This window comes from Pseudomonas mosselii, from assembly GCF_019823065.1.
Taxonomy (GTDB): domain Bacteria; phylum Pseudomonadota; class Gammaproteobacteria; order Pseudomonadales; family Pseudomonadaceae; genus Aquipseudomonas; species Aquipseudomonas mosselii.
Genome location: NZ_CP081966.1, coordinates 3,939,090 through 3,954,624, shown reverse-complemented (window position 1 = coordinate 3,954,624; position 15,535 = coordinate 3,939,090). Strand labels below are relative to the sequence as shown.

The 15,535-nt window shown below is 64.2% G+C and carries 18 protein-coding genes; 11 read left to right on the top strand and 7 right to left on the bottom strand.

Annotation, left to right across the window (positions count from 1 at the left end; translation table 11 throughout):
* Positions 1–19 precede the first annotated feature (19 nt).
* Positions 20–1,039 carry a phosphogluconate dehydrogenase (NAD(+)-dependent, decarboxylating) gene (gnd, locus tag K5H97_RS18340; RefSeq protein ID WP_261401123.1) on the top strand — a complete coding sequence of 340 codons (1,020 nt, stop codon included), beginning with the start codon at positions 20–22 and terminating at the stop codon, positions 1,037–1,039.
* Positions 1,040–2,533, top strand: coding sequence for a glucose-6-phosphate dehydrogenase (zwf, locus tag K5H97_RS18335; protein WP_028692574.1), 1,494 nt, complete (start codon positions 1,040–1,042; stop codon positions 2,531–2,533).
* Positions 2,534–2,593: 60 nt separating this feature from the next.
* Here zwf and K5H97_RS18330 read toward each other — a convergent pair whose 3' ends face one another.
* A complete protein-coding gene (locus K5H97_RS18330) occupies positions 2,594–3,643 on the bottom strand; it encodes a 3-oxoacyl-[acyl-carrier-protein] synthase III C-terminal domain-containing protein (protein WP_028692573.1) in 1,050 nt (349 codons plus the stop codon).
* A 241-nt stretch (positions 3,644–3,884) separates the two neighbouring features.
* On the opposite strand from K5H97_RS18330, the gene K5H97_RS18325 reads away from it, so the two are divergent.
* The 4 genes from K5H97_RS18325 (at position 3,885) to K5H97_RS18310 (ending at position 7,326) form a co-directional block, all read left to right on the top strand.
* Complete coding sequence (locus tag K5H97_RS18325) at positions 3,885–5,684, top strand: glycoside hydrolase family 15 protein (protein ID WP_028692572.1); 1,800 nt, start codon at positions 3,885–3,887, stop codon at positions 5,682–5,684.
* 359 nt (positions 5,685–6,043) lie between these two features.
* A complete protein-coding gene (locus tag K5H97_RS18320; protein WP_028692571.1) occupies positions 6,044–6,298 on the top strand; it encodes a hypothetical protein in 255 nt (84 codons plus the stop codon).
* A gap of 316 nt (positions 6,299–6,614) precedes the next feature.
* Positions 6,615–6,824 (top strand): DUF1737 domain-containing protein, encoded by a 210-nt coding sequence (locus K5H97_RS18315; protein WP_028692570.1) that lies wholly within the window; start codon positions 6,615–6,617, stop codon positions 6,822–6,824.
* A gap of 4 nt (positions 6,825–6,828) precedes the next feature.
* On the top strand, positions 6,829–7,326 hold the full coding sequence (locus K5H97_RS18310) for a GNAT family N-acetyltransferase (protein WP_028692569.1): 498 nt from the start codon (positions 6,829–6,831) through the stop codon (positions 7,324–7,326).
* On the opposite strand, the gene K5H97_RS18305 is transcribed toward K5H97_RS18310, so the two are convergent.
* Positions 7,265–7,666: a hypothetical protein gene (locus K5H97_RS18305; protein WP_028692568.1), complete on the bottom strand. Its 402-nt coding sequence runs from the start codon at positions 7,664–7,666 to the stop codon at positions 7,265–7,267. The genes K5H97_RS18310 and K5H97_RS18305 overlap by 62 nt on opposite strands.
* Positions 7,667–7,922: 256 nt before the next feature.
* Here K5H97_RS18305 and K5H97_RS18300 point away from each other — a divergent pair, with 256 nt between their 5' ends.
* Entirely contained in the window at positions 7,923–8,201 is a 279-nt protein-coding gene (locus tag K5H97_RS18300) for a type II toxin-antitoxin system RelE/ParE family toxin (protein WP_028692567.1), read from the top strand.
* Between the two features lie 15 nt (positions 8,202–8,216).
* On the top strand, positions 8,217–8,504 hold the full coding sequence (locus K5H97_RS18295) for a HigA family addiction module antitoxin (RefSeq protein WP_028692566.1): 288 nt from the start codon (positions 8,217–8,219) through the stop codon (positions 8,502–8,504).
* Between the two features lie 157 nt (positions 8,505–8,661).
* Here K5H97_RS18295 and K5H97_RS18290 read toward each other — a convergent pair whose 3' ends face one another.
* A complete protein-coding gene (locus K5H97_RS18290; protein WP_028692565.1) occupies positions 8,662–9,342 on the bottom strand; it encodes a phytanoyl-CoA dioxygenase family protein in 681 nt (226 codons plus the stop codon).
* Positions 9,343–9,503: 161 nt separating this feature from the next.
* On the opposite strand from K5H97_RS18290, the gene K5H97_RS18285 reads away from it, so the two are divergent.
* Positions 9,504–11,696, top strand: a complete 2,193-nt coding sequence (locus K5H97_RS18285; protein ID WP_028692564.1) for an OsmC domain/YcaO domain-containing protein — start codon at positions 9,504–9,506, stop codon at positions 11,694–11,696.
* Between the two features lie 49 nt (positions 11,697–11,745).
* Here K5H97_RS18285 and K5H97_RS18280 read toward each other — a convergent pair whose 3' ends face one another.
* From K5H97_RS18280 to K5H97_RS18265, 4 genes are read right to left on the bottom strand one after another with little or no spacing between them, the layout of a single operon-like run.
* A complete protein-coding gene (locus tag K5H97_RS18280) occupies positions 11,746–12,213 on the bottom strand; it encodes a DoxX family protein (protein ID WP_096049848.1) in 468 nt (155 codons plus the stop codon).
* Positions 12,214–12,223: 10 nt separating this feature from the next.
* Entirely contained in the window at positions 12,224–12,979 is a 756-nt protein-coding gene (locus K5H97_RS18275; RefSeq protein WP_028692562.1) for an HvfC/BufC N-terminal domain-containing protein, read from the bottom strand.
* Positions 12,976–13,809 (bottom strand): MNIO family bufferin maturase, encoded by an 834-nt coding sequence (gene bufB / locus K5H97_RS18270; RefSeq protein WP_028692561.1) that lies wholly within the window; start codon positions 13,807–13,809, stop codon positions 12,976–12,978. Before bufB ends, K5H97_RS18275 begins: the two co-directional genes overlap by 4 nt.
* 16 nt (positions 13,810–13,825) lie before the next feature.
* A complete protein-coding gene (locus K5H97_RS18265; RefSeq protein ID WP_028692560.1) occupies positions 13,826–14,101 on the bottom strand; it encodes a BufA1 family periplasmic bufferin-type metallophore in 276 nt (91 codons plus the stop codon).
* Between the two features lie 215 nt (positions 14,102–14,316).
* Between K5H97_RS18265 and K5H97_RS18260 the strand changes: the two genes are divergently transcribed.
* Both K5H97_RS18260 and K5H97_RS18255 read left to right on the top strand, forming a co-directional pair.
* Positions 14,317–14,904, top strand: coding sequence for a sigma-70 family RNA polymerase sigma factor (locus K5H97_RS18260; protein WP_028692559.1), 588 nt, complete (start codon positions 14,317–14,319; stop codon positions 14,902–14,904).
* The gene (locus K5H97_RS18255) at positions 14,891–15,532 is read left to right on the top strand and encodes a DUF1109 domain-containing protein (RefSeq protein WP_028692558.1); all 642 of its coding nucleotides are present in this window, start codon (positions 14,891–14,893) and stop codon (positions 15,530–15,532) included. Before K5H97_RS18260 ends, K5H97_RS18255 begins: the two co-directional genes overlap by 14 nt.
* Positions 15,533–15,535: the final 3 nt, after the last annotated feature.

The following is a 15,535-nucleotide window of genomic DNA, read 5'->3' as shown; positions in this document are numbered from 1 at the left end:
GACTAATCTGAAATCGTCAATTGTTGTAAAGCAAAACCAACGGGAGCGTCGTCACATGCAACTGGGAATCATCGGGCTTGGCCGCATGGGCGGCAATATCGCAAGGCGCCTGATGCGCGCAGGTCACAGCACTGTGGTCCACGATCGCAACCGCGAAGCCATCACCACCCTGGAAGTCGAAGGTGCCGTGGGCGCCCACGACCTGGGTGCGCTGGTGCAGAAACTCAAGGCGCCGCGGGCAGTATGGGTCATGCTGCCGGCGGGCGAAATCACCGAGCAGACCATCGCCCAGCTCGCCGACCTGCTCGAGCCGGGCGACGCCATCATCGATGGCGGCAACACCTTCTACAAGGATGATGTGCGCCGCGCCGCCGAACTGGGCAAGCGTGGCCTGCACTACCTCGACGTCGGCACCTCGGGCGGCGTGTGGGGCCTGGACCGTGGCTACTGCATGATGATCGGCGGCGAGAAGGCGGTGTTCGAGCGCCTGGAGCCGCTGTTCAAGGCCCTCGCCCCGGGCGTCGGCGACATTCCGCGCACCCAGGGCCGCAGCGGCGAGCACGAGCGCGCCGAGCACGGCTACATCCACGCCGGCCCGCCCGGTGCCGGCCACTACGTGAAGATGGTGCACAACGGCATCGAGTACGGCCTGATGCAGGCCTACGCCGAAGGCTTCGACCTGCTGCGCAGCAAGGGCGGCCCGGAACTGCCGGAGGACCAGCGCTTTGACCTGAATGTGGCCGAGATCGCCGAAGTGTGGCGCCGCGGCAGCGTGGTCACCTCCTGGTTGCTGGACCTGACCGCCGACGCGCTGGTCGCCGACCCACAACTGACCGAGTTCAGTGGCTCGGTGTCCGACAGCGGCGAAGGCCGCTGGACCATCGACGCCGCCGTCGAGCAGGCCGTGCCGGTGCCGGTGCTGTCCAGCGCGCTGTTCGCCCGCTTCCGCTCGCGCCAGCAGCAGGGCACCTACGGTGACAAGATCCTTTCCGCCATGCGCCTGGGCTTTGGCGGCCACGTCGAGAAGAAGAAGGACTGAATGAGCAAATCGACCATCCCCGCTGCGCCGCCCTGCACCCTGTTCCTGTTCGGCGCCAGCGGCGACCTGGTCAAGCGCCTGCTGATGCCGGCGCTGTACAACCTCAGCCGTGACGGCCTGCTCGATCGCAACATGCGCATCGTCGGAGTCGACCACAATGCCGCCACGGCCGAGGCGTTCGCCGAGCGCCTGCATGCCTTCATGGCCGAGCGCGATGCCGGCAAGTGCCTGGACGAGAAGCTCTGGGCACGCCTGGCCAAGCGCCTGGACTACCAGACCGGCGATTTCCTCGATCCGCAGACTTACCAGGCCCTGGCCCGGCGCATCGACAAGACGCGCCACGGCAACGCCATCTTCTACCTGGCCACCTCGCCACGCTTTTTCCCCGAGGTGGCCCAGCGCCTGGGCGATGCCGGCCTGCTCGACGAATCGGGCGGTGGCTTTCGCCGGGTGGTGGTGGAAAAGCCCTTCGGCACTGACCTGGCCAGCGCCGAGGCGCTCAACGCCCGCCTGCTCAAGGTGATGAACGAGCGGCAGATCTACCGTATCGACCATTACCTGGGCAAGGAGACCGTCCAGAACATCCTGGTCAGCCGTTTCTCCAACGGCCTGTTCGAATCGTTCTGGAACAATCATTACATCGACCACGTGCAGATCACCGCCGCCGAAACTGTCGGCGTCGAGACGCGCGGGGCGTTCTACGACAACACTGGCGCCCTGCGCGACATGGTGCCCAACCACCTGTTCCAGTTGCTGGCCATGGTCGCCATGGAGCCACCGGCGGCCTTCGGCGCCGACGCCGTGCGCGGTGAAAAGGCCAAGGTGATCGGCGCCATCCGCCCCTGGTCGCACAAGATGGCCCTGCGCAATTCCGTGCGTGGCCAGTACAGCGCCGGCAAGCAGGGCCGCAAGCAACTGCCCGGTTATCGCGAGGAGGCCAACGTCGCCCCGCACAGCCAGACCGAGACCTACGTGGCCCTCAAGGTTATGATCGACAACTGGCGCTGGGCCGGGGTGCCGTTCTACCTGCGTACCGGCAAGCGCATGAGCGTGCGCGACACCGAGATCGCCATCTGCTTCAAGCCGGCGCCCTACGCGCAGTTTCGCGAAAGCGAGCTGGAGCGGCCCAAGCCGAACTACCTGAAGATCCAGATCCAGCCCAACGAAGGCATGTGGTTCGACCTGCAGGCCAAGCGCCCAGGGCCGGAGTTGGTGATGGAAAATGTCGAGATGGGCTTCGCCTACAAGGACTTCTTCAAGATGACCCCAGCGACCGGTTACGAGACGCTGATCTACGACTGCCTCACCGGCGACCAGACCCTGTTCCAGCGAGCCGACAACATCGAGAACGGCTGGCGCGCGGTGCAACCGTTCCTCGATGCCTGGGCGGCCGAGGGCGGTGAAGTGCACGGGTATGCGGCGGGGGAGGATGGCCCCGGGGCCGGCGACGAACTGCTGGCGCGGGATAAGCGCGAGTGGCACACGCTGGGGTGACGCCAGCGGGGATCGCGACCTGCCGCCGTCGCAGCACGGCGGCAGGTCTTCAAAGCAACCTTACAAGGTAAACGACAGCGCCGAGAACACCATCCCGCCACTGCCCGCCCAGCCCATGCAGAACTGGCCTGGCTCGGCTTCGCCCCGGCTCGTGGCATCAAAGATGCCGAAGGGAATCGACGCGGTAATGATGTTGCCGGTCTTGTGCCCGACGTGATGCAACTTGTGATCGACGCCAATCATCTGGCCAATGTGTTCCCACATCTTTGGCGAGCCGGTATGGATGAACACTTTGTGCACGTCGTCCGCGGTGAGGTTCTGCATGTTGAAGACTTTCATCGCTTCGTTGCGCCCGTCTTCATGCAAGGCGGCGGCATAGGAGTTGAACTGGTACTGGCCACCGGTTGGTTCGATCTTGGCGATATCGGCCTCGTTGCAGAACAGCTTCCAGTCCGGCAAGGAGATCGTCGACAAGTCACTCAGATCAGGTCGGTTGATATAGGAGAACTTGAAGTTCCCCGGTGCCTCGTTACTCAGGATGGTGACGACGGCGGCCTCGCCAATGGTAAAGCTCGGGAACTTGTAGGCCAGTTCGGCCGGCGACTGCAGCGAGAAGTTCTTGGGCATCACCGGCCCGCCTTCCGACATGCCGAACTCCATGTTGACGATGGCGGCGTAGCGGATTTCACCGGCTTGCATCTTGCTGTTGATGACGTCCATGGCCGTCACCCAGCCGTTGCAGGCATCGACCACATCGAAGTTGCGGCAGTTCAGGCCCAGCGCCTTGGCGATGAAGGTACTGTTGGCCGGTTCGATGAAACCACGGGTGACGTTGGGATAGATCAGCAGGTCCAGGTCGGCCTTGCTGATATTGGCCTGGGCCAGCGCCGCGTCGAACGCCGCTTCCATCAGGGCCATCGGCGTCTCGTCAGCCGCCAGCCAATGGCGGGTGTCGCTGCCGCTTTTCTCCAGCAACTTGCCGATGGTCTTCAAGGTTTTCGGCAAGTCCTCCTGGAAGGTGTCCCTGGAGTGTTGTTCGACCAGGTTGATGACGTCCTGGTTGGTGACTTGGCGTGACGGCAGTATTGCGGAAAGTCCGACGATCTTCATATAACGTCCTTGTTGAGGGGATTGATCCTGCGTAATGGCTACGCATGGGCAGAGGCATGCTCATTCCTGTAAGCAGCCTCTGGCCCGCTATTTCTAGCACAGGAAAAGAGTGGCTCAATGTCGTGGATCAATGTTCCTGAGCATCGATATCGACAACTTCTACTCCACCCCGAGAGCACTTCAGCGGAACCCTGAATCCCTCTCCGGCATCCAACCTCAACCTCCCTCCCGAGGCTCCGAGATGCCCGCCCACATCGAAGACTACGCCCTCATCGGCAACTGCCGTAGCGCCGCCCTGATCAACCGCGACGGCGCCCTCGACTGGCTGTGCCTGCCACGCTTTGATGCTCCCGCGGTGTTCGCCGCGCTGCTGGGCAACGAGGAAAACGGACGTTGGCGCATCGCCCCCAGCGACCCGGTCGAGCACAGCGCGCGCCGCTACCTCGACGACACCCTGGTACTGGAGACCACCTGGACCACCGCCAGTGGTCGCGCCCGGGTGCTCGACTGCATGCCGTTGGGCGAGCGCAACGCCGTGCTGCGCATCGTCGAGGGCCTGGCCGGCGAGACGGCCTTCGAGATGGACTTGGTGCTGCGCTTCGACTACGGCCGCAGTGTGCCCTGGGTGGAAAAGATCGACCCGCTGACCCTGAGCGCCGTCGCCGGTCCCGATCGGCTGATCCTGCGCAGCAGCACCGAAATCCATGGCCGCGACCACCACAGCGTCGCCCGTTTTCGCGTGGGCGCGGGGCAGCGCCAGGTATTCAGCCTCTGCCACCAGGCCTCGCACCTGCCCGTGCAGCCCGAATGCGACATTGACCACGACTTCGAACAGACCCTGGAGCAGTGGCGCGCCTTCGCCGCCCGCTGCCCTGATGTCGGGCCTTACACCGACCGGGTACGTCGTTCGCTACTGACCCTCAAGGCCATGACCTACGCGCCCACCGGCGGCATGGTCGCCGCCGTCACCACCTCGCTGCCCGAGCGCGTCGGCGGCGAGCGCAACTGGGACTACCGCTACTGCTGGCTGCGCGACGCCACCATGACCCTGCTGGCGTTGATGAACCTGGGCTACTTCGACGAGGCCCAGGCCTGGCGCGAATGGCTGCTGCGCTCGGTGGCCGGCAACCCCGAGCAGATGCAGATCATGTACGGCCTGGCGGGGGAGCGGGATCTTCCCGAGTTCACCTTGCCCTGGCTGCCGGGTTACGAGGGCTCGCAACCGGTTCGGGTCGGCAATGCCGCCGCCGGGCAGTTGCAGCTGGACATCTACGGCGAACTGGCCGACGCCATGACCCAGGCCATCAAGGGCGGGCTGCCGCGCCACTCGCGCGGCGCAGCCATCGCCCGTGCGATCCTGCCGTACCTGGAAGGCATCTGGCGAGAGCCGGACGAGGGGCTGTGGGAGGTGAGGGGCGGCCGCCAGCACTTCGTGCACTCCAAGGTCATGGCCTGGGTTGCCTTCGACCGGGCGGCGGGCCTGGCCGACACCACCGAGGAGGGGCGTGAGCGCAGCCGGCATTACCGCCAGGTGGCGGACGAGATCTGTGACGAGGTCTGCCGGCGCGGGCTGGACGCCGGCGGCCGGCACTTCGTCCAGGCCTACGGCTCGACGGAGCTGGACGCGAGTCTGCTGCAGATCGCCCTGACCGGCTTTCTGCCGGCCGACGATCCACGCTTTCTGGGCACCCTGGAACAGATCGAAAGGCGCCTGCTGCGCAACGGCCTGCTGCTGCGCTACGACAGCGACAGTTGCAGCGACGGCCTGACGCCGGGGGAGGGGACGTTCCTGGTGTGTTCGTTCTGGCTGGCGGATGTGTATGTGCTGCTGGGGCGGCAGGACGAGGCGCAGGTGCTGTATGAGCGACTGACGGGCTTGTGCAATGACGTGGGGCTGCTGGCCGAACAGTACGACCCGGCGGGGAAGCGCATGCTGGGGAATTTCCCGCAGGCGTTCAGCCATATCGGGATCATCAATACGGCGTTGAACCTGCACCGGGCGCAGTGTCCGGCACGGGATCGGGCGAAAGGCGGTGACTGAGCCTGCGACTTCTGATGCTGGGCAATCAGTTTTTCCTCATTGCTTGTAGTCCATTTCCGAATCATCCTTTTGCCGCCTTTCAGCCATTGCTACGGCTCTCCCTGCAACCTAGGCTCCCCCGGTCGCTGCCAATTCAGCGACCGGGTCTGCAAACCCGAGCCAAAGAAGAAGGACGCCGTTGCCAGGCCCCAGGTGCATCAAAGCACCTGGAGGCTTGTTTCATGGTGGCTGCGTGCGGGAGGTCTTCGGACCTGCCGGGTTACCTTCTTCTGCCCCGGTTTTTGCAGCCTGTACGTAGCCGCCACCCTTCCACTGCAAAGGAAGGATGGCGGCGTATCCTTACCGCAGGAGAAGTCGAAATGTTGAAGATCGTCCCCGATCCACCGCCATCCAATCCTTCCCCTCATCACCTTGAAGACACCCTGATCCAGGCCGCAGAATATGTGCGTTGCGCCCTGATCGTGGCCCATCAGTCGGTGCTGGCCTCACATCCGCATTCGCTTGGTGCAACGCTGGCGCTGACGGCGGTGCACGAGATGGAAACCGTGCGCGCGTTGCTGGACTCCGCGTTGGCGCAGGTGCAGGTGCCAGTTCAGGTGCAGACACACCATTGAGTTTGCGCATCTCGCGTGGAATGTAGTGGTTGAAGTGGGCATGTCTGGCGATGATTGACGTTGGCTGCGTGGGTGGCTGCACTGGCGCTATCGCGGGGCAAGCCCGCTCCTACAGGTGCTGTGCAGTGTCTGCGACAGGATTTCCAGCCAAGCATAGATCTTGTAGGAGCGGGCTTGTCCCGCGATACCGGCGCAGCCGGTGCCATCCTTATGGAGCATGCCCGCTCAGATCCCACCGAGGCGAATCGACACGCTAGCTATGGCATGATGCCCGGCCCCGCACGCGATAGACGCCTGCCATGAAAGGAATACTCAGATGCCCTCGACCCCACCCAATGGCCTGCCGGTCTATCGCTTGATCACCGGCAAGGACGACGCCAGTTTCTGCCAGCGGATTTCCGAGATCCAGGCCTTGGGCTATCAGCTTTATGGTTCGCCCAGCGTGACCTTCGATAGCAGCAAGGGCTATGTAGTGGCTGCACAGGCGGTATTGTGGCCAGTCCATGGCGCCGCCTCTCAGGGATGACACGATGCGCACTGTCGTCACCCTGCGTCCGGCCCGTGTGGAAGATGCTGGCGAAATAGCAGAGTTGGTCGCTGAAGCGTACAGCCCCTACATCGCACGAGTCGGTCGTAAGCCGGCCCCCATGCTGGATGACTATGCGCAGGTCGTGCGTGACGACGATGTGTTCGTGGCCATGCAGGCCAGGCGTATTGCTGGCGTTGTTGTTGTACGCCGTGAAAAGGGCGACCTGCTGCTGGTGAACGTTGCCGTACGACCTGCCTGCAAAGGGCAAGGTATCGGTCGACACATGCTCGATTTTGTCGAGGCCCATGCACGTGCAGCAGGGTGTGCGGCGATCAGGCTCTACACCCATGAGCGGATGACGGAGAACATAGGGATCTATCAGAAGCTCGGCTACCGCGAAACCCATCGCGCAGAGGTGGATGGTTTCTCCCGGGTATTCATGTGCAAACCGTTGGCGGTGAGCGCTCGGCGTCCAGCCGACCCTGGCTGTGATAGTTGAGAAAGTCGCCCATCGCCTCGGTGAGTGCCGATTGTGCGGCGATACGCCAGAACACCCGTTTGCCGAGAACGGGTTCCAAATAACTGATCAGTGCCTGCGCTGCATTATGGTTGCCTGACTCCAGCCAGTGACGGAGCAATGCTGCATTTTCCTGTCGGGAGAGTCTGGCGCCTTGTGTCAGCAACAGGGCGTAGCGGGTATTGGTAGACCACAGGCCCTTCAAAAAGGTGATGCGCTCCGCGCTGGAGAGTGTGGCGAGCCAGTTTCTGACCTGTTTGTCGATCGGCCCATTGCCAACGTGCCTGGCCAGGTGCTCTGGGGTGAAGGCTGGGGCGGTCATCTTGTCGCTCCTGAAGTCTTGCATCCATGTACAGAGGCCAGGTTGGCTATCACTGGAGTTGTCCTGTCTTCTGAACGGCTGATCGTACGAGTATGGCGATGTACTTCGACGCTTCACAGCCTTTGGCAGCTCTACGAGGCCGAGTGCGACATTTTCATCGGCAGGGTGTGACGCATAGGGTCACATATGATACTTTGCCATGTGTGACGCATGGGGTCACACTCGGGTTTTGTCGCATGGAACGGATGCGTGCCCCATGATTATCAGCTTTCGCCACAAAGGCCTGCGGCTCTTCCACGAAACGGGCAATACCCGCGGGATTCAGGCTGCCCATGTCCAGCGACTGCGGCGACAGTTGCTGTTTCTCGACAGTGCCGTGGTCGCCGAGGACATGAGTGTGCCTGGCTGGCAGTTGCACCCGCTCCAAGGAGAGCGGCTCGGTTTCTGGTCGATAAGCGTGTCCGGCAATTGGCGCCTGGTGTTCCGTTTCACAGGCTGTGATGTCGAACTGGTCGACTATCTCGACTACCACTGATCAAGGGGCCAAATCATGGCTATGCACAACCCGCCTCACCCCGGCGAAACCCTGCGTGAAGATGTCCTGCCCACCCTGGGCCTGACGGTGAAGGCATTCGCCGAGCACCTGGGCTTTTCCCGGGAGGCGCTGTCGCGGGTCCTTCATGGCCGGGCGGCGGTTTCTCCGGATCTGGCGGTACGCCTGGAAATGGCCGGCATCAGCACGGCGCGGCTGTGGCTGACGATTCAGGTTGACTACGACATCTGGCAGGTCCGCCAGCGCCAGCAACCGGTGATCAAGCGGCTTCACCAGGTAGCCTGAAGCCGCCGCAGTGTTGCGCCAGGTGATGTTGTGTCGACTTGAGCGACTACGTGACGCATGACAACGTCAAGCGTGCTGAACAACATCGCCTGGGATGGCGTCGATATCGACGCTGTGTGACTTAAGGCCATCATTCGGGTGAATGGCAGGCTCCCGGTCATGGTGCCGTGAACACGTAGTCCGAGGGTTCGAAGCATTCCTGCGTGTTCATGTGCACATTGCGCAAATACTCGGTTTGCTGAAGTGCCACCTGGAGCGGTTCGGCGGCATAGCCGATGAGCAGGGCGCGGCGCGGTGCGCCGCTGGCATTCAGGCTGGCGGCATGCACCAGGTCTACATCGAACACCAGGGCATCCCCCGCGCGCCCCGACAGGTGAAGGCTCCGGGATTCGTCGCTGTAGTCGAAGGGCGTCTCGCCAGGTTCAGGCCGGTGGCTGCCAGGGACAATGCGGGTGGCGCCGTTGTGCGGGCCGTAGTCGTCCAGATAGACCATGACACCCACCAGGTCGCCCGGCCGCTGCATCGACAGGTCGCGATGCAGCGCCTGGTGGCCGCCACCGGCCACGGGGGCACGGCCCTCCACCTGGTAGAGAAAGAACCGTTCGCCGATCAGCGCGCCCACCGCTGCCAGCAACCGCGGCAGGCGGCAGACCGCCTGGACCCGCTTGGCGCAGTCCAGTTGCGAGTGACGCCAGTCGCTGGCGCGCGGCACTGGCCACTGCCGCGCAGGTTTCACCCCGGCCTCGAACACATGGCGCAGTTCTTCCAGCCATCCCCGGGGGACGGCCTGGCGAAGCAGGACGTAACCGGCCTGCTGAAGTGTCGCGTGATGGGGCATTGTCGTCTCGCTCTCCCTGTCGATGACCCAGCGTAGTAAGCACGGCTGGCTTTTGCGAGGGGCAGCAATCCCCAGCTCGTCGCAGGCCAACACTTTCCGGCAAAAATCCCGGATAATGCCCGCCATTTATCCGTTCCCGCCCGCTTTTGGTACCCCTGCGCATGGAAATCAAGGTCAATTTTCTCGACAACCTTCGTCTCGAAGCCAAGTTCGACGACTTCACGGTGATCGCCGACCAGCCGATCCGCTACAAGGGCGACGGCTCGGCCCCGGGGCCGTTCGACTACTTCCTGGCGTCGTCGGCGCTGTGCGCGGCGTACTTCGTCAAGCTGTACTGCCAGACCCGCGATATTCCGACCGAGAACATCCGCCTGTCGCAGAACAACATCGTCGACCCCGAGAACCGCTACAACCAGATCTTCAAGATCCAGGTCGAGCTGCCCGAGGACATCTCCGAGAAGGACCGCCAGGGCATCCTGCGCTCCATCGACCGCTGCACCGTGAAGAAGGTGGTGCAGACCGGCCCCGAGTTCATCATCGAGCAGGTCGACAACCTCGACGCCGACGCCCAGGCGCTGCTGATGCCGGTGTCGGATACCAGCACCTACATTCCGGGCAAGGACCTGCCGCTGGAGCAGACCATCGCCAACATGTCGGCGATCCTCGCGGGCCTGGGGATGAAGATCGAGATCGCCTCCTGGCGCAACATCGTGCCCAATGTCTGGTCGCTGCACGTGCGCGACGCGCAGTCGCCGATGTGCTTCACCAATGGCAAGGGCGCGACCAAGGAAGCGGCGCTGGCCTCGGCGCTGGGCGAGTTCATCGAGCGGCTGAACTGCAACTTCTTCTACAACGACCAGTTCTGGGGCGAGGACATCGCCAACGCGGCGTTCGTGCACTACCCCAACGAGCAGTGGTTCAAGCCAGGACCCAAGGACGCGCTCCCGGCCGAGATTCTCGATGAGCACTGCCTGCAGATCTTCAACCCCGATGGCGAGTTGCGCGGCTCGCACCTGTACGACACCAACTCGGGCAACAAGGAGCGTGGCATCTGCTCGCTGCCGTTCGTGCGCCAGTCGGACGGCGAGACGGTGTACTTCCCGTCCAACCTGATCGAGAACCTGTACCTGAGCAACGGCATGAGCGCCGGCAACACCCTGGCCGAGGCACAGGTCCAGTGCCTTTCGGAAATTTTCGAGCGAGCGGTCAAACGCGAGATCCTCGAAGGCGAGCTGTGCCTGCCGGACGTGCCGCAGGAGGTGCTGGCCAAGTACCCGGGCATCGTCGCCGGCATCCAGGGGCTGGAGGAGCAGGGCTTCCCGGTGCTGGTCAAGGACGCGTCGCTGGGCGGTGAGTTCCCGGTGATGTGCGTGACCCTGATGAACCCGCGCACCGGCGGCGTGTTCGCCTCGTTCGGCGCCCACCCGAGCTTCGAGGTGGCGCTGGAACGCAGCCTCACCGAACTGCTCCAGGGCCGCAGCTTCGAGGGCCTGAACGACCTGCCGCAGCCGACCTTCGACAGCCTCGCGCTGACCGAGCCGAACAACTTCGTCGAGCACTTTATCGATTCCAGCGGCGTGGTGTCGTGGCGCTTCTTCGGCGCCAAGGCCGACTTTGAGTTCGTCGAGTGGGACTTCTCGGGGCACGGCGAGGACTCCAACCAGCAGGAGGCGCAGACCCTGTTCGGCATCCTCGAGGACCTGGGCAAGGAGGTGTACATGGCCGTGTACGACGACCTTGGCGCCACTGCCTGCCGCATCCTGGTGCCGGGTTATTCCGAGATCTACCCGGTCGAGGACCTGATCTGGGACAACACCAACCGCGCGCTGGGGTTCCGTGCCGATATCCTCAACCTGCACAAGCTGGACAATCGTTCGCTGAAGCTGCTGCTCAAGCGCCTGGACAACGCCGAGGTGGATGACTACACCACCATCACCACGCTGATCGGCGTCGAGTTCGACGACAACACGGTGTGGGGTCAGCTGACCATCCTCGAGCTGAAGCTGTTGATCCACCTGGTGCTGCAGCGTTTCGAGGAGGCCAAGGAGCTGGTCGAGATGTTCCTGCAGTTCAACGACAACACCGTCGAGCGCGGGCTGTTCTACCAGGCGTTGAACGTGGTGCTGGAGGTGGTGCTGGACGATGAGCTGGAGATGGCCGACTACGAGCACAACTTCCGTCGCATGTTCGGCAATGAGCGGATGGACGCGGTGCTGGGCTCGGTGGACGGCAGCGTCCGGTTCCATGGGTTGACGCCGACCAACCTGCAGCTCGAGGGACTGGATCGCCACCTGCGCCTGGTGGAGAGCTACAAGAAGCTGCACGCGGCGCGGGCGCGGGCGGCAGGGCTCTGAGCCGAGTCGCTCGAATGAATGAAAAGGGTCGCTTGGCGACCCTTTTTTCTTAACGCAAGCGCAATACCCGGTCCAGGGACAGTGCACCGCCGCCCCGGGCGATCAGCAGCAGGAGCAGGCCGGCCCAGGAAAGGTGGGTGGGCCAGGCGTCCGGATAGACGAAGATCTCGATCACCAGGGTCATGCCCAGCAGGGCCAGGGCTGACAGCCGGGTGAACAGGCCGAGCACCAGCAACAATGGGAACAGGTGCTCGGCGTAGGTCGCCAGGTGCGCCGCCAGCCAGGGTGACACCAGCGGCAAGGCGTACTCGCTCTGGAACAGCTCGTAGGTGCCGGGGGTGATGCTCAGCAGGCCTTCGACCTTGGTCCGACCGGACAGAAAGAAGATCGAGGCGATGCCCAGGCGGGCGACCAGGCACAGGACGCTGTCGCCAAGCAGGCGTTGCAGCTGTTCGGCGAGGCGGTTCCAGTAAAAACGCAGGCCGTGGGGCGATGAACTGGCGTGGCTGATGTCCATGGCGTGTTCCTCAGGTGAAGGCGAGCGGGCGCAAGGCCCGGGCATTCAGCAGCCTGCCCAGCAGGTCACTGAAGTCCAGGTTGGGTTGGGCGTGCAGGGCCAACTGCGAGGCCTTGTCCAATGAGTAGCCGGCGGCACAGGCATCGAGGAAGATGCATCCCCCCAGGCTCAACGGCTGGTGGACGACGCCTTCGCGGTCGCCGCTGAGCAGGGCGCCTTCGGCCACCCAGGGCTGGTCCTCGGGCCAGGGCCTGCCATCGCGGCCGTGCTGCCAGAGGCTGTAGGCAGGATGCTGGTCGAACCAGTGCCAGCGTACGCCGGAGCGCGGGCTCAACTGGCTGTGTTCGAGGTCCGAGGCGGTCATGCCGGCCAGGTCGGCCAATCTCAGCCAGGGATCGTCGTCGGCGCTGAATGCTTCGCACCAGGCGAAGTCCAGCCGTGCGACATCCGCCAGGTAGCTAAGTCCATGGACGGGCTGCAACGCCTCGAGAAATGCCGGAAACGCCGCGCCATAGCGGATCAGCCGCACATCACAGGGCGGCGATTGCCGGGCATATTCCGCGGCGGCGTCGTGCATCCATTGCTGCCCGACCAGGGTCTCGACGCTGGGAAAGTTGGCGCGCAGGGCCTCGACGCAACCGGACAGCACCGTGTTGCGATACACCGCGAACGCGGGCTGCGCCGTCAGTGTCGCCAGCTCAGGCGCGGGGCGCTGATAGAGGGCGTCGATGAAGGCGTTCTGGAACTGTCCGAGGCTGAGGTTCATGGCAAGGCTCCTGCCAGGTCCAGGGTGGCCTGGGCGAGGGCGCGTTCGGCGAGCAGTTCGTCGAACGCCGGGATGTTGCCGTCGCGTTCTATCAAGGTCGGGCGCGGACCGATGCGGGCGATCAACTGCTGGTACAGCGACCACACCGGCGCAGCGATGGCGGCATCGTGGGAATCGACCAGCAGAGCGCCCTGGTCGTCGTGACTGTGGCCGGCCAGGTGGATCTCGGTGATGGCCTGGGCAGGGAAGCGGGCGAGGTAGTCGGCGGCGTCGAAGCCGAGATTGTGGGCGCTGACGTACACATTGTTGACGTCCAGCAACAGGCCGCAGCCGGTACGTCGCACCAGCTCGGCGAAGAAGTCGATCTCATCCAGGTCATGACCCTGCAGATGCAGGTAGTGGCTGGGGTTCTCGATGGAGATGCGGCAGCCCAAAGCGTCCTGGGTGCGCTGGATGTTGTCGGCAATACGGGCCAGGGCCTCGTCGCTGCGTGGAAAGGGCAGCAGGTCAGGATGGTACTGGCCGCGCCAGGTCGACCAGGCCAGATGTTCCGACACCAGGGCCGGGTGTACCTGGTCGATCAGGGTACGCAGGCGCCGTAGGTGCGTGGCGTCAGGTTCGGCATCCGCCGCCAGTGACAGTGCCACGCCGTGCAGCGACAGCAGATGGCGCTCGGCCATCCGCTCCAGCCAGGCCAGGCGAGGGCCACCGACCATGTAGTTCTCCGGATGGACTTCGAACCACAACCCCTCGGCGTGGCAGGTCCAGGCCTGGTCATAGTGCTCGGCCTTCAAGCCGAGCCCTGCGCCCATCGGCTGATTCCCGTTCATGGTCGATGGCCTCTGCTCAGGATTTGACTGGGGTCAGCGAACCCATGCCGTTGGGGGTCTTGATCGAGGTACAGGTACCGGTCGGTACGTTTTTCCAGTGCATGCCGTCGTAGTCCTTTTTCGCGCTGCCGGCGCAGGTGGTGCCGGCGCCGGCCTTGCAGTCGTTCTTGCCGGCCATGGCCACGCCGTAGCATTTCTCCATGGTGGCTGCCTTGGTGGTGTCGTCGGCCACGGCTGCCCCTGCCAGGGAGGCGAGGGCGAGGGCGGCGGTGGCGAGGGCGAGGGTTTTCATGGTGTCGTCTCCAGAAGGTGGGGCCGTGGTGATGTACCGGCGGCTCATGGAGTAGTTCGCGGTGATGGGCGAGGCGGTTACAGCGCCTGCGAAAATATTTTTCGCCACCTGCGCCGGCCTCCTAAGGTAAGGAGGTGGCGTCGGTGCTTGCGTATGGCGTTGCGGCGATGGTTGGATAAAAAAGAAACCCACAGACGGTGTAACCCTGGCGGCCGATGCAACGAACTAACCCACAGGATGTGCTCAGTGCACGCGAGTCACACTTGCAGGCCCTGCTGTTGCTTGGGCTGGCCGGTGACGCCGGGGCCTATCGCGAATTTCTCGCGGCGCTGGCGGTGCACCTGCGTGGTTTCTTGCGTCGGCGCCTGGCGCAGCGACCGGCCGAGGTCGAGGACCTGCTGCAGGATGTGCTGCTGGCGGTGCACAATGCCCGTCACACCTACCAGGCGCAGCAACCGCTGACCGCCTGGGTGCAGGCGATCGCCCGCTACAAGCTGGCCGACCACTGGCGCGGCCAGGCCCGGCGCGAGGCACGCCATGAGCCGCTGGAGGACGACAGCGAGCTGTTCGCCTGTGCTGATGAAGCGCCGGCCGAGGCTCGCCGGGACCTGAACAAGCTGCTTGGGCTGTTGCCCGACCGCCAGCGCCTGCCCATCGTCCACGTCAAGCTGGAAGGGCTGTCGGTGGAGGAAACCGCGCGTCTCACCGGGCTGTCCAGTTCGGCGGTGAAGGTGGGCATACACCGGGGGCTCAAGGCCCTGGGAAGGTTGATTCGAGGTAAAGACGACCATGAAGACCGATGAGCTGATCAGCCTTTTGGCGACCGCCGCAGAGCCGGTGGATCGTCACGTGCTGGCGCGACGGCTGCTGCTGGCGCTGCTGGCCGGCATGCTGGGCGCATTGCTGATGACCGCTGCCATCTACGGCGTGCGCAGCGATCTGGCCGAGGTGGCGAGCACGCCGCTGTTCTGGGCCAAGCTGGCCTTGCCCACCAGCCTGGGCCTGCTGGCCCTTTGGCTGACCCAGCGCCTGGCCAGGCCGGGTGTGCGCGGTGGCGCGCTGTGGGGATTGCTCGGCCTGCCGCTGCTGCTGGTGTGGCTGGGGGCAGCCGTCAGCCTTTCCGGCGCGCCGGTGGAGGCCCGCGCCGACCTGATCTTCGGCCGCACCTGGCGCACCTGCGCGTTGAACATAGCCCTGCTCTCGGCACCCGTATTCGCCGCCGTGTTCTGGGCCCTGCGCGGCCTGGCACCGACCCGGCTGCGCCAGGCCGGCGCAGCTGGCGGGCTGCTCGCCGGATCCACCGCGACCCTCGTGTACTGCCTGCACTGCCCGGAAATGGGAGTACCGTTCTGGGGGCTGTGGTACCTGCTGGGGATGTTGTTGCCGACCGTCGTCGGGGCGGTGGCAGGGCCTCGACTGCTGCGTTGGTGATCG